We start from the raw sequence: 13,304 nt of genomic DNA, 5'->3' as shown, positions 1-13,304 counted from the left end.
AGGATTCCGTGCAGCCGTTGGCGCTAGCGATGATCAGGGGTTCTTGCGCCAGGGGGCGGCGGGGTCGGCGAGGGTGTCGAGGACGAGCTGGCACCAGGTGAGTGCGGCGTTGACCGCAAGGTGGGCGTGGCGGGGGCGCAGGCCGGCGCGGGTGGCGGCCGGGCCATGGCCGGTGCCAGCGCGGTTGCGGAGCTCGGCGACGCCTACTGCGACTCCGGAGACCGCGCCGAGGATCTTCTTCACTGCCTCGCTGCCGTCGGGCCCGGGTGTGACAGCCGAGGGGTGTAGGTCGAGAGCTTGCTGAGCCTGGCGGATGAGCGCGGGGACGTCGTCCTTGTCGTTGACCGGCAGACCGCGTTCGGTCAGGACGACCTTGGCGGTGCTCTCGATGAGTTCCTTGGCGCTGCCGATCGCGAGGGCCGGGTCGTCGATGACCGCTCGTTGGATGCGGTCGAGGTGCTCCCGGATCGCCACCGAGGAAAAACAGGTACCTGGCGCTGGTCGGTGAGGATACCGAACGAGAACGAGAAGTTCTGGGCCATGAACGGAGGCCACGTTATGATCAGGACAATCCAGCTCATGTCGTCGAGGGTATGTGTGATCTCGATCGGGCGTTCGGGCTGGAACGCGGTGGCGGCGAACAGCATGGCGGGCATGAAGAACGTGAAGCAGTCATGCTTTCAGCAGGGTGCAGACGTCGATGTTGCGCTCGAGGCAGGCGCCGGCCTCGTCAAGGCCGAAGACGAACGGCGCGAAGTCGAGGAACCCGACCCAGGTGGCCCCGGCATTGATGTAGGTGAGCCAGTGGTCGGCGACCTGGCGGGCGTTGCCGTGGACGAAACTCCTGCTCTTCATGGCGCGGGAGACCCTGGCCATGACGGCGTCGTTCTCCTCCCTGGTCACCTCGTTGGGCAGCAGGTGCAGCGTGTAGTTGTAGTCGCGTGGACGCGCCAGCTCCACATCTGGCTCCAGCTCCCATTCAGCGTGCGCCATGCGGCCGTAGATCGATGCAAAGGACGTGACGAACTCGCTGTGGTCGATCGCCTTGTCGATCGCGGCCCGGTCCTCGTGGATCAGCGCGATGGCCTCGATGGCGAAGATGAAATCGTCGGGGTCCCGGCCGTACTTCTCCAGCGCGACCTTCATGTCCCTGACGGTCTGTGCGTAGTGCTCGATGTGCGCGAACGCCGCGGGCACGACCGTGAGCCAGCCGTCGGCGTAGCGCGCGGCGATGTCCAGCGCCCTGGGGCCGGCGCCGGCGACGAGCATCCTGGGCCTGTGGGTGCGGGCCCCGCCGATATAGGCGTTCCTGAAGTGCCAGAAGTTGCCCTCGAAGCTGAAGGGTTCGGTCTTCTCCCATAACAGCTGGTAGAGCCGGAAGTGGTCCTCCAGGCGAGCGAGGCCCTCCTTGCGGCTGTAGCCGAAGGGGACCGTGTTCTGCTTCTCTCCCACGCCGACGCACACGACCGAGTTGCCCTGGGACGCGTCCGCGATCGTCATCGCCATGCGCATTATCTCCGCCGGTCCGTTGCGGATGCCGTTCGTCGCTGACACCGAGAGCCCGAGGCTCTCGGTGGCGCCGCCCGCCAGGCCGAGCAGGGTGAACGGGTCGTAGAAGCTGTCGCCGTCGGGCAGGACATTGGCCACGGGGGAGAAACTCTCCCCCCAGGCCACCCGTGGAAGGATCCCGGTCAGGAAGTCCCACGTGAAGACCTGGTCGACTCCGGCCTGCTCGAGACGCTGGGCGTAGGGGATGATGCTCTTGGCGGGCACCCCGCGGACTCCCGGGAACCACACCGCGGTCTGGACGTTCGACACCGTTGTCTCCTTCGTCATTCCAGGGGCGACGCCCATGAGTCCATCGTCAGGGTCTGGGGCGGGCAAGAGTAATCCGCTACTCTCGCTGTGCATGCAGTACGACGCCGTCATGGAGTTACCCTGGCCGTTGACCGGGCGGGCCGCGGAGCTCGACCTCGTCCGGTCGTCCCTGACGTCTCATTCCCCCCGCAGCGTGATGCTCGTGGGGCCAGCGGGAGTCGGCAAGACCCGCCTGGCTCGCGAGGCCCGGCTGCTTGCAAGCAGGGCCGGGCTTTCCAGCGTCTGGGTGACCGCGTCGCACTCGATCGCCCGGACACCCCTCGGGGTGTTCGTACCCCTTCTGCCGGCCCTGGACAGGGAACCCGCTGGCACGGTGCACGACCTGCTCGAACGTTCGGCCCGAGCCCTGGTCAGCCGCGCCCGCGGGCGGGGTGTGGCGCTGTTCGTCGACGACGCGCACATGCTCGACGAAGCCTCGGCGGGTCTGTTGCACCAGCTTGTCGCGAACCACTCGGTTCTCGTCGTGCTCACCGTGCGTGCCGGCGAAGCGGCCCCGGAAGCGGTCACGGCGCTGTGGAAGGACGACCTCGCGCTCCGGTTGGAGCTCTCGCGACTGGACACCAGAGCCATCGACGCGTTGCTCACCGCGGTGCTCGGCCACCAGGTCGACCGCGCTGCCGTCGTCGAGCTCGCCGCGCGCTCCGGCGGCAACGTGCTGTATCTGCGCGAGCTGACCCTGGGCGCACTGGCGGACCGCACCCTGGTCAGGGACGTCGGGGTGTGGCGCCTGAAGGCCCCGCTGGCCCCCTCCGGGCGCATCATGGAACTGGTCGACACACGGCTGCGTGGCCTCGACGACGCGTCGATCGCCCTGCTCGAACTGGCCGCCTACGCGGAGCCCCTCGGCGGCGCCGAGGTGGCGGAGCTCGCCGACCCCGAGCTGATCGACGCGCTGCAGCGACAGGGCCTGCTGGCCAGCGGGTTCGAAGGTCAACGCCTGCAGGTGCGGCTCGCCCACCCGCTCTACGGGGAGGTTCTGCGAGCGCGCACGTCCGCGGTGCGGGTGTCGGCGATGAGCCGGGCGCTGGCAGACAGCGTCGAGCGCACCGGTGCCCGTCGCAAGGGCGATGCACTGCGGATGGGTATCTGGCGCCTTGATGGCGGCGGCGGTCAGCCCGCGCTGATGCTGCGCGCCGCCCGCGACGCACGATGGCACTATGACTTCGCCCTGGCGGAGAGACTGGCGCGCGCCGCTGGGCATGCCGGAGCGGGGTTCGACGCCTGGCTTCTCGCGGGACAGACGCTGGCGCTGCAGGGCCGGCCCCTCGACGCGGAGCGGGAGCTCGCCAGCCTCACCTGTCAGACCCGCGACGACCGCGATCGGGTGCGACTTGCCATCGCCCACATCGACTGTCTGTGGTTCTACCTCGGTCGCATGGACGATGGCCTTCGCGTGGCCCAACTGGCCGAAGCCTCGATCACCGAACAGTCCCTGCGAGACGAGGTGTCGGCCCGACGCGCCGGTCTGCTCCTTGGCAGCCAGGGGCCGGGTGCGGCCGCTGAGGTGGCGGTACCCATGCTCGCCGCCGCCAAAGGGCCGTCACTGGTCTGGTTGGGCCTCGTGGCGTCCTATGGCCTCGGGCGGCTGGGCCGCATCGAAGAGGCCCTCGACGCGGCCGACCGCGGCTACGACGCCGGCATCGTGCTGAGCGAACCGGACGACTGGTACCCCTGGTTCAACCTCTACGCCCGTTGCGAAGCCCTCGCGCACGCGGGCCGCTTCACCGAGGCCGAGGCGCTCGCCAGGCAGGAGCATCAGCGCGGGCTGGAGGAGGGCAGCAGCGAAGCGCGCGCGTGGTTCCTGTGGCACATGTGCCGCACCGCCAGGGACACGGGCAACGTGCAGTCGGCGGGCCGCGACGCCCGGGAAGCCATCGTGCTGCTCCGCCGACTCGGGCGCCTGGGTTTCCAGCACAGTCTCCTCTCCCTGCTCGCCCAGTCCCAGGCACTGTCCGGGGATCATCAGGGCGCACGCGCGACCCTGGCGAGAATCGACGAGCTGGGTGTCCAGCAACCCCGCTGGAGCTGGACGGAGTTCATCAGCGCGCATGCCTGGACCGCCGTCGCCGAGGGCCGGCTGTCCGTCGCGAGAGAGACGTTCGAACGTGCCGCGGAAGCCGGCGAACGTGTCGGCGACCGCACCGGAGCCTGCGCCGCCCTGCACGACATCGCACGCATCGGTGCGCCCCATGCCGTCGTCGACCGGCTCGTTGCTGTGGCTGCCACCGTGGAGGGCGAACTCACGGGCGCGCGCGTCGCGCACGTCCTCGCCCTGGCCGAGGCAGACCCACCAGGGCTTGCCGAGGTCTCGGACAGGTTCGAGGCCATGGGTGTGTTCCTGCTCGCCGCCGAGGCCGCGGCCGACGCCGCCGTGGCGTGGCGCAGGCTCGGCAAGCCCAGGAAGGCCGACGCCGAGCTGCACCGCGCAGCGATCCGGCTGAGCCGCTGCGAGGGAGCGAGAACTCCTGCCCTGGCCCCGATCAGCGTACGTTCACAGCTCACCCCAGCCGAGCGCGAGACCGCTCTCCTCGCCGCGAACGGGCTCACCAGCAAGGAGATCGCTGAGCAGCTTCGCATCTCCGCCCGGACCGTCGACAACCGGCTCCAACGCATCTTCCGGAAACTTGGCATCTCACGACGGGCGGAGCTGGCCGCTCTGATGCGGTAGGACCAGCGAAGCCTCACTCTGGATCCACCTGTGCCCTCATGTCATGTTCTCGGCCGTGAGCCGTGAGCCGTGAGCCGTGAGCCGTGAGCCGTGCGGTGAAGGTCGCGATCTCTGCGCGGACCGATGGTCGTTCAGCCCGGTGCGGGTAGGTCCGTTTCCGTGTGATCAGGCGGTGGTGCCACCGTAGGACGATGCCGGGGTGACCGGATCGCCTTTGCGCTGACACGTAGCGCAGAAGCCCTGGTCAGGGCCTACGGACGAGATCCGGGCACGGACAGGATTCCAGGATCCCGCGGGCGGACGTGAGAACATCGTCGCCGGAGGAGTCTCACGCAACGAGGCAGGGGATGGATCCGATGCATCGTGAACAGCGGGCGGTCGCCGACCGATTATCGCCCGCGCCGGCCGATCTGCCCCCGGCCGCCTGGCCCCTGATCGGCCGGGACACCGAACTCGACGCGCTGACCCACGCCCTCACCGGTGCGGCCCCGCACAGCGTCATCATCGTCGGCCCCGCCGGCGTCGGTAAGACTCGCCTGGCCCGCGAGGCAATGCTGATCGCCGCTGCGGCCGGCCACGAGGCGCGCTGGGTGACGGCGACGCGCTCCGTGGGCGGGCTCCGTTCGGGGCCTTCGCACCCCTGTTGGCCGTGCCCGAGCCAAGGGACGGGCTCGGGCCGGCGGACTCGTTCGAGGGACTGCTGCGGCGGACGGCGTACGCCCTCGTCAACCATGGCGGCGTGGGCCGCCTGCTGCTGTTCGTCGACGACGCGCAGTTGCTCGACGAGGCGTCGGCGGGCCTGATCCAGCAGCTCGTGTCGGCGGACGCCGTGCTGGTGGTTGCCACGGTCCGGACGGAAGAGCCGACGCCCGCGGCGGTGACCTCGCTGTGGAAGGACGACCTTGCGATCCGGCTCCGCCTGAGCGATCTGGCCGACAGCGTCATCGACGACCTGTTGACAGTGGTCCTGGGGGATCAGGTCGACCGTGCCACCGTCGCCGAGATGACCGCTCGTTGCCAGGGCAACGTGCTGTTTCTCCGGGAGCTCGTGCGCGGCGCGCTGGCGGACGGCACCCTGGTCCGCCACGGTGGGGTGTGGCGGATGACCGGAGCGCCGGCGCCCTCGGACCGGATCGTCGAGTTCGTTGGCGCCCGCCTGGCCGGGCTCTCCCCCGATGCTCGAGCGCTGCTGGAGCTGACGGCCTACGGCGAACCTCTCGGGGGCGCGGAGCTCGACGCGCTGGGCGACGAGCGCCTGGTCGAGAAGCTGGAGCGAGAGGGTCTGCTTGTCAGCGCGTTCGACAGCCGCCGTCTGCAGATTCGTCTTGGCCATCCCATCTACGCAGACGTGCTGCGTGCGCAGACATCGGCCGTGCGGGTCGGCGCGATGGCCCGCGCCCTTGCCACCATCGTCGAGCGGACCGGCTGCCGCCGACGCGACGACCTCCTGCGGATCGGGCTCTGGCGCCTCGATGGCGGCGGTGGACAACCCGATGTGCTACTCGAGGCCGCGCGCGCGGCTCGGTGGCACTACGACTTCCCGCTCGCCGAGCGTCTGGCACGTGCCGCCGTCGAGGCGGGGACCGGCTTCGACGGCCGGTTGCTCGCGGCCCAGACGGCCGCCCTGCAGGGACGGGGGGAGGCGGCCGAGCAGGATCTCGCGGAGCTCGCAGGCTGCGTGGCGAACGACGAGGAGCGTGCGCGCGCGGCGATCGCCCGGATCGACGTCCTGTGGCTCTCGCTCGGCCGGATGCAGGACGGACTGCGCATCGCCGAGGATGCGGAGGCCACCATCGCCGACGTCGGCCTGCGGACGGAGGTCTCGAGTCACCGCGCAGGGCTGGTGCTGGGGAGTGAGGGTCCACGGGCCGCGGTGCGCGTCCTGGAGCCGCTGCTGGCCGAGGCGCGGGGACGGTCGCTCGTGTGGATGGGCGTCGTGGGCGCGTTCAGCCTCGGGCGCCTCGGCCGATTACGCGAGGGTCTGGACCTGGCGGACCGTGCGTATGCGGCCGGTGTCACCCTGACGGAACCTGACGACTGGTACCCGTGGTTCAACCTCCATGGCCGCTGCGAGCTCCTCGTGCAGGCGGGCCGGTTCGCGGATGCCGAGCGGCTGGCTCGCGAGCAGCACCAACGCGGCCTTGACGAGGGCAGTAGCGAGGCGCGGGCCTGGTTCCTCTGGAACTTGTCGCGTACCGTCCGCGATCGCGGCAACGTCCGGACCGCGACCCGCGACGCCCGGGAGGCGGCAACCCTGCTGCATCGGCTCGGGCGGCTGGGGGTCCAGCACACGCTGCTCTCACTCCTGGCCCAGGCACAGGCGCTCGCGGGTGACGCCGCCGCGGCGCGGCGCTCCCTCGCGGCCATCGACGCCCTCGGGATCGAGCAGCCACGGTGGAGCTGGACCGACCACCTCGCGGCCCAAGCGTGGACGGCCGTGGCCGAGGGGCGGATCACTCAGGGCCGCGATCTGCTCGCCCGCGCGACCCAGGTGGGCGAGCAGATCGGCGACCGTACCGGCGCAGCAGCCGCGCTCCACGACATCGGCAGGCTCGGGACGCCGCGCCGGGTCGTGGACCACCTTGTTGCTCTCGCCCGAGAGCTGGAAGGCGACCTTGTCGCGGCGCGGGCCGCGCACGTCGTCGCCCTCGCCGAGGAGGATCCACGCGCGCTCGACGCGGTCGCCACGACCTTTGAACACCTCGACGCCGAGCTGCTGGCCGCCGAGGCCGCCGCCGACGCTGCGGTCGCCTGGCGCCGGGCAGGCGACGTCCACCGCGCGGATGCCGGGCTGCACCGAGCGGCAGCGCTCGCGGCGCGCTGCAAGGGCGCCGTCACCCCGGCACTCGCGCCGATCGAGTCGCGGGTGCAGCTGACCGACGCCGAGCGTGAGACCGCGCTGCTGGCCGCGGCGGGACACACCGACCGCGACATCGCGGCCGAGTTGCAGCTGTCCGTGCGGACTGTCGGCAACCGTCTGCAGCGCATATACCACAAGCTCGGCGTGTCCCGGCGGACCGACCTGGCGCGCTTTCTCCGCTGACCGCGCCGACGGGCAACACGCCGCGCGCATCGTCCCGCGTTCGTTCGTGGACGCCTGCTCGTCTGCGCCCAGACAGAGTATGTTCCTACTCTGTTGCGTCCGACATGGCCGGTGTTAGCTTCCCGGCCATGGTCACCACGGAACACGCGCTCACAAGCGCTTCGGAGGGTGTGGAGCGGCGCATCGAGGAGCTGCGTCGACGTCATCCCGTCGAACCGGCCGTCGATGAGGTCCTCAGCACGAAGCTGCGACGTCGGGGGCACGACGTGCACACCGCCCGCAGCGTGGAGGACATCAGCGAGCGCCTCCACGCCTTTCTTGCCCACCGGCTGGACGGCCCCTTCACCATCAGCGGCCTTGCCCGACTGCCGGGCGGCGCGTCGAAGGAGCAGTTCGGCTTCGACCTCGAGTGGACGGAGAACGGCGAACCGCGCCGCGACCGGATGGTGCTGCGGATGAACCCGCCTGCGTCCGTCGTGGAGACGCACCGCGTTCGCGAGTTCCAGCTCCTGCGGGCTTTGGAGGGCGTCCTGCCCGTGCCGCGCGCCTACTGGGTGACCCAGGACCACGCCGAGCTGGGCGAGCCCGCGATGGTCTGCGGCTTCGCCCGTGGTGTCGCCGCGCCGACAAAGGGTGAGCGCAGGGCGTCCGGGCTCGGCACGGTCTACGGGCCGAAGCTGCGGGCCAAGCTCGCCCCCCAGTTCGTCGCCCACCTGGCCACGCTGCACGCCCTGGATCCGTCGACCGTCGCTCTGGACGCATTCGGGGTGCCGGCGGCCGGCACGATGCAGGGGTCGACTGGCGGCTCGGGATGTGGGACAGGGTGTGGGAGGAGGACTCCTTCGAGCCGCACCCGACGGTCACGCTGACCCGCCAGTGGTTGTGGGACAACCGCCCGCCGATCGACCGGATCTCGATTGTGCACGGCGACTACCGCAACGGGAACTTCCTGTTCGACGAGGACACGGGCGAGATCACGGCGATCCTCGACTGGGAACTCAGCCACCTCGGCGATCGGCACCACGACTTGGCGTACGCGATGCTCGGCGGCTGGGGCCACCTGGATGACGAAGGCCGTTTTCTCTGTAGCGGCCTTGTCGACACGGAGACCTTTATCGCGGAGTACGAACGCATCTCGGGCCTCTCCGTGGATCCGGAACGGCTGCGCTACTATACCGTGCTGAACATGCACTGGGTGGTGGTAGCCACCAGCGCATCAGGTATCCGGATCACCGAGGACCGCATGACGCACCTCGACGTGATGATGAATTTCCTCAGCGGCCTCGGTGCGTCGTCCATGGCCGAGCTCAACCGTGTTCTCGAAGGAGCCTGAACCATGGTCCCTACCATCTCACAGCAGTTACGGGGCATCCGTTCGGCCATGGTCAAGTCGATTGTTCCGGCGCTGCCCGCCGACGACAGTTTCGTCCAGGAGCAGGCCGGTCTTGTCCTGGCGACCCTGGAGTGGGTGCTCGACGTCCAGGAGTCCGAGACCCTCTACGAGGCGACCGAACGCGATGAGTACCGCGAACTGCTCGACCGTCTCTCGGCCCTGTCGTCCGTCCCACCACCGACGCGCACGCCGTCCCGGCCCCCGACCCCTCGGCGATCCCCGACCTCGCGCTCCTGCGGGCGGAGGCCCAGGCGCTGAAGGTGGCGGTCGACGCCCGTGTCACGGCGATCGCCGCCGACGGCAGCGCTGAGGACCGCGCCGCGGCTCGCGAGCTGCTGGTGGGCGTCGCCGCCCGCCAGAGCGCGCGCGAGCAGGCGTGGTTCCGGATGACCGGGTTTCCGAGCGAGGTCCCCGGCGACATCCGCTCCGTGCTGACCGGGAACGCCACGACGCCGGTGCGGGACGCGGAGTGAGCGGGCACACGCGAGAGAGGATCGCGCGAGAGAAGACAAGGAGCGGCGAGATCACCCCGGAGCACGGCACGGCGGGCGGCGGCTTACCGGAGCCGATCGACGAGCTCGGGATCTACCTGCTACCGGGCCGGGTGAAGGACCCGGCCCGGGCGATCACGGAGGCGATCGACGCGGAGCGCCTCGGCCTCACCTCGGCGTGGATCGCCGAGCGGCTGGACATGAAGGAACTCGGAGTGCTCTGCGGCGCGGTCGCCGCGAGCACGCAGCGGATCCGCCTGGGCATGGGCTCGATCGCCGCGGGGAGCAGACATCCGCTGATGACCGCCGCCGCGGGTTCCACGATGCAGGAGACGTTCGGTGACCGGCTGCTGCTCGGGCTTGCCCGCGGCCTCGGATCGGTCCTCGGCGACCATGGAATGCCTGTTCCGAAAATGGCCGCGTTCGAGGACTACGCGTCGATCCTGCTGCGCCTGTGGGACGGCGAGACCATCGACTACGACGGTCCGCTGGGACGGTTCCCGAACCTGCGCATGGTTGATCCACCGACGGCACCCCGGCCGCGGCTCCTCCTGAGCGCGTGGTCCCCCCTGCCGAAGGCGACGGCGCTCGCGGCCCGGTTGTTCGACGGCGTCTTCCTTGGCTCGGAGCTGACAGTCGAGGCCGTCGCCGCTGTGTCACGGCGCCTGGACGAGGCGTGTGAGCGGATCGGGCGTGACCCGCGGTCACTGAAGCTCTACGCGATCGTCATCACCGCTCCCGATCTGTCGCCGGAGGAAGAGCTGGCAGTCGTCAACGCACGGATGATTACTCACCTGGACTTCGGCGGGGTCGGCGAACTCATCATGCGTGAGAACGGGTGGGATCCCGAGCCGTTGCGCCGTTTGCTCCGGCAGGAGAAGTTGGAGGGCGGCGGCACGGCCGATCAGAAATTCCACCGGAGCGAACTGCTGGAGCTCGGTACGCAGCTACCGCGGGAGTGGGTGGAGACCGGCTGCGTCGTCGGGTCCGCCGCGCACTGCGCGGCGCGCCTGCGGGAGTACCTCGACGCCGGGGTGGACCACATCGTGCTGCACGGCAGCGGACCGAAACAGCTTGAGGGCCTCGTACGGGCGTGGCGCGGGACGTCCGCATCCGGGACTCCGTAACAGAACTTGTTCGTTCTGCCGGAGCACCGGCACGGTTACCTCTACCGACCGCGAGGGGACGATCAGCGCCGGTGATCCTGCCGGGTGCGGGATGTTGCCGCCGAGGCTGTCAGGGACGGTTCGTCTGACACCGAGTTTGAATTTATGGTCGTCATCCATGGTCGTTGTTTTCGAGGGTGAGCTGTGGATATGGGATGCCCGGCGTGTCGACAGCTGGACGTTCGTCAGGGCGGTCTCAACCGGTCAGTGCACCACCCGCATCGTGCTGGGATCCACAGGGTCCGGCATGAGGCGGACACCCGGATGATGCACTGACCGGTGGAGACCACCCCGTGTCGCGTCAGCCGCTGCGCGCGTCTTCCGGGCCGGTGATCCGTTTGAGCAGTGGCAGGGCCGAGGCGATGATTCCCAGCGCCGTGATCAGCCCGAGGGCGACGAGCAGGTAGTACGCCGTGCCTGGTGAGGTCAGGTTGTAGGTCGTCTGGGATTTCAGGAACATGGCCGCCGCGGCGAAGCCTGTTCCGATCGAGGGGGCAGCTCCTGCCAGCAGCGGCAGCGCACTTTCCAGACCGATGACTCGCTGCACGCGAGCCCGCGGCCGCGTCGGCGGACGCCCGACCGTCGCCACCCCAAGATCATCAGTGCCGCCCGCGACCTACTCCCCAACTCCGAAGCCAGCGTCACCTCGATCGCGAAGCTGTTCGGCGGCAGCCCCAGCACCCTCTACAACCACATCCCCGACCTGCGTGAGCTACGCGCCGCCGGCCGGGGCCGCCACGCACTCACCGCCGCCCCGCCGGCACCCAGCTAGATCATCGCCGTTTGCGGCTGGTGACACGTTTCTTACCGGCACGAAGTCCGCAAGTTCAGCCTGACTGAAGGTTCTTCGCATCGAACCCACGGCTTTTCTGGTGATCAGGTTCGAGGTTGTGGCGGGTTCTGTCCGGTCTTCGTGGATCTGCTCCGCGGGGCCGGTTCAGGTCGGTCGGCTGGCCCAGAAGAGAGCGTGGCCGTTGTCGCCCTCGGGGACGTGCGGTGTGGCTGTGGTCTGTGGATCGTGGCGTCCCTATCCTGTCCGGATGCAGGAATCCACGGCGGGTCACGAACGTCCGGTGCGGGGCTTCGAGCTGATCTGCGAGATCGAGCCGCCGACCCGGCCGGACCTGACCCATGCCCGCCACCAGATCGGCGTCCTGAGCCCCGTCACCGACGCGTTCCTGATCCCCGACAACCACATCGGACGCGCGACGGTGTCGAGCATCGCCGTCGCCCACGAGGTGCAGACGATGGGGGGACGCAGCATCGCCTGCGTGAACTCCCGTGACCGTAACCTGCTCGGCTTCCGCCGCGACCTGCTCACCGCCGCGGCCTACGGCGTCGAGGAATTCCTGTTCGTCCACGGCGACAAACCCACCGCCGGGAACCGGACGAGCGACCTGACCGTGCGCGCGATGATGGACGAGGCCCGCGCGGCCAGCGAGGATCCGGTCTTCGCGGACATGCCGGCGTTCCGGGTCGGCGCCGCGGCCGGCCTACGTCCACTGCCCACATGGAAACGAGCGGCCGACTTCCTGTTCGTACAGGTCAGCTACTCGGTGGACGCCCTGCTGCGCTGGCGCGACGCCCATCCGGTCGAACTGCCGATCTACGCCGGCGTCATGGTCCTCGCGAGCGCCGGGATGGCCCGCCGCCTCGCCGCGACCATCCCCGACATCGACATCCCCGACGACCTCGTCCAAGCAGTCGAACGGAACCAGGCGGCCGGGGTCGAAGCGGCCTGCGACCAGGTGCTACGGCTACGCGACAGCGGCGCCTTCGCCGGTGTGCACCTCGTCCCGGTTAGCCGCTACCGCCAGGTCGCCACCCGACTTGAGGACCTTCTCTAACCGCCCGGGCCGTTTCTCGCAGCCCACCGGCGCCGACCGCGCCGCCGCACTGCTGACCCCGGCCGCTGAGTGACGCCTCACGCTAATTCCTGTTACGGTCCTCGACCCCCTGGTCGTCGAGGAGGTTCTGGGCGATGGCGGCGTATCTGCTGGCTGTGGAGTGCGACAGGTTGAAGACGAGGGCCAGGTGCAGGGGGTCAGGGCCGACGGTCAGGGCCTCGTGGAGCACACGGTCGGCGCGGATGCGGTCGAGATATATGCCGCGGCGGAGCAGGTGCTCGCTGAGGTAGCGGGGGCTGATTGGGCCAGTGCCCAGGGCGGTCCTCTCGTTGATCAGGACGGCCAGGACCACATCCGGACATCCGTCGCGGTGCTGCGAGCGATCGCTGGAGCGCGCTCCGTCCGTACCACCATCACCCCCGTATGGACCATGCCCGGCTCGCATGCCTCCCACGGGCGCCTCACCAGCGAGGTCCTGCGGCTCATCGACGCCGCACGGATATCAGTGACCTGCTCCAGCTACAACTTCACCCCCCGCTCCCGCATGTGGGAAGCACTCAGGGCAGCATCGGCCCGGCCACAGATGACGGTCACCGTCTACGTCGACGCTGCCGCGGGAACACCGCAACAGATCGCCGATCATTTGCCCGCCGCCGTTGTCTTCCAGACCACCACCCCGGCCGGCGCGACCCGCCCCCTGGTCAGCCACGCAAAAATGATCATAATCGATCATGTCATCATGCTGACGACCAGCGCGAACTTCTCCTACAACGCCGAGAACACCAACATCGAACTCGGGCTACTCGTCCACGACACCG

The 13,304-nt window shown here is 69.6% G+C and carries 11 protein-coding genes and 2 pseudogenes; 9 read left to right on the top strand and 4 right to left on the bottom strand.

Annotation, left to right across the window (positions count from 1 at the left end; all coding sequences use genetic code 11):
• Positions 1-33: 33 nt before the first annotated feature.
• Both NBX02_RS13375 and NBX02_RS13370 read right to left on the bottom strand, forming a co-directional pair.
• Positions 34-474, bottom strand: coding sequence for an abortive infection family protein (locus tag NBX02_RS13375; RefSeq protein WP_250284017.1), 441 nt, complete (start codon positions 472-474; stop codon positions 34-36).
• 198 nt (positions 475-672) lie between these two features.
• Positions 673-1,818: an LLM class flavin-dependent oxidoreductase gene (locus tag NBX02_RS13370; RefSeq protein ID WP_157180541.1), complete on the bottom strand. Its 1,146-nt coding sequence runs from the start codon at positions 1,816-1,818 to the stop codon at positions 673-675.
• Positions 1,819-1,927: 109 nt separating this feature from the next.
• Here NBX02_RS13370 and NBX02_RS13365 point away from each other — a divergent pair, with 109 nt between their 5' ends.
• From NBX02_RS13365 to NBX02_RS13330, 7 genes and pseudogenes are all read left to right on the top strand, one after another.
• Entirely contained in the window at positions 1,928-4,546 is a 2,619-nt protein-coding gene (locus NBX02_RS13365) for a LuxR family transcriptional regulator (protein ID WP_250291575.1), read from the top strand.
• 347 nt (positions 4,547-4,893) lie between these two features.
• A pseudogene (locus tag NBX02_RS13360) lies at positions 4,894-5,106 on the top strand (ATP-binding protein); the annotation flags it as partial.
• 89 nt (positions 5,107-5,195) lie between these two features.
• On the top strand, positions 5,196-7,589 hold the full coding sequence (locus NBX02_RS13355; RefSeq protein ID WP_250284018.1) for a helix-turn-helix transcriptional regulator: 2,394 nt from the start codon (positions 5,196-5,198) through the stop codon (positions 7,587-7,589).
• Positions 7,590-7,693: 104 nt separating this feature from the next.
• Positions 7,694-8,922: pseudogene (locus NBX02_RS23180) on the top strand (phosphotransferase family protein).
• 3 nt (positions 8,923-8,925) lie between these two features.
• Positions 8,926-9,240, top strand: coding sequence for a hypothetical protein (locus NBX02_RS13340; protein WP_250284020.1), 315 nt, complete (start codon positions 8,926-8,928; stop codon positions 9,238-9,240).
• 2 nt (positions 9,241-9,242) lie between these two features.
• A complete protein-coding gene (locus NBX02_RS13335; RefSeq protein ID WP_250284022.1) occupies positions 9,243-9,455 on the top strand; it encodes a hypothetical protein in 213 nt (70 codons plus the stop codon).
• Positions 9,452-10,600, top strand: a complete 1,149-nt coding sequence (locus tag NBX02_RS13330; RefSeq protein ID WP_250284024.1) for a TIGR03857 family LLM class F420-dependent oxidoreductase — start codon at positions 9,452-9,454, stop codon at positions 10,598-10,600. Before NBX02_RS13335 ends, NBX02_RS13330 begins: the two co-directional genes overlap by 4 nt.
• A 340-nt stretch (positions 10,601-10,940) precedes the next feature.
• Here the strand turns inward: NBX02_RS13330 and NBX02_RS13325 are convergent, their stop codons facing one another.
• Positions 10,941-11,228: an FtsX-like permease family protein gene (locus tag NBX02_RS13325; RefSeq protein WP_250284026.1), complete on the bottom strand. Its 288-nt coding sequence runs from the start codon at positions 11,226-11,228 to the stop codon at positions 10,941-10,943.
• Between the two features lie 451 nt (positions 11,229-11,679).
• Between NBX02_RS13325 and NBX02_RS13320 the strand changes: the two genes are divergently transcribed.
• A complete protein-coding gene (locus tag NBX02_RS13320; RefSeq protein ID WP_250284028.1) occupies positions 11,680-12,486 on the top strand; it encodes a methylenetetrahydrofolate reductase in 807 nt (268 codons plus the stop codon).
• Between the two features lie 82 nt (positions 12,487-12,568).
• Here the strand turns inward: NBX02_RS13320 and NBX02_RS13315 are convergent, their stop codons facing one another.
• Positions 12,569-12,838, bottom strand: a complete 270-nt coding sequence (locus NBX02_RS13315; protein WP_250284029.1) for a hypothetical protein — start codon at positions 12,836-12,838, stop codon at positions 12,569-12,571.
• A gap of 78 nt (positions 12,839-12,916) precedes the next feature.
• On the opposite strand from NBX02_RS13315, the gene NBX02_RS13310 reads away from it, so the two are divergent.
• On the top strand, positions 12,917-13,304 hold a 388-nt coding region (locus NBX02_RS13310), incomplete at its 3' end, for a phospholipase D-like domain-containing protein (RefSeq protein WP_250291573.1).

Source organism: Protofrankia sp. CiP1_Cm_nod1, from assembly GCF_920888515.1.
Taxonomy (GTDB): domain Bacteria; phylum Actinomycetota; class Actinomycetes; order Frankiales; family Frankiaceae; genus Protofrankia.
This window is presented reverse-complemented; position numbering and strand designations above follow the sequence as displayed.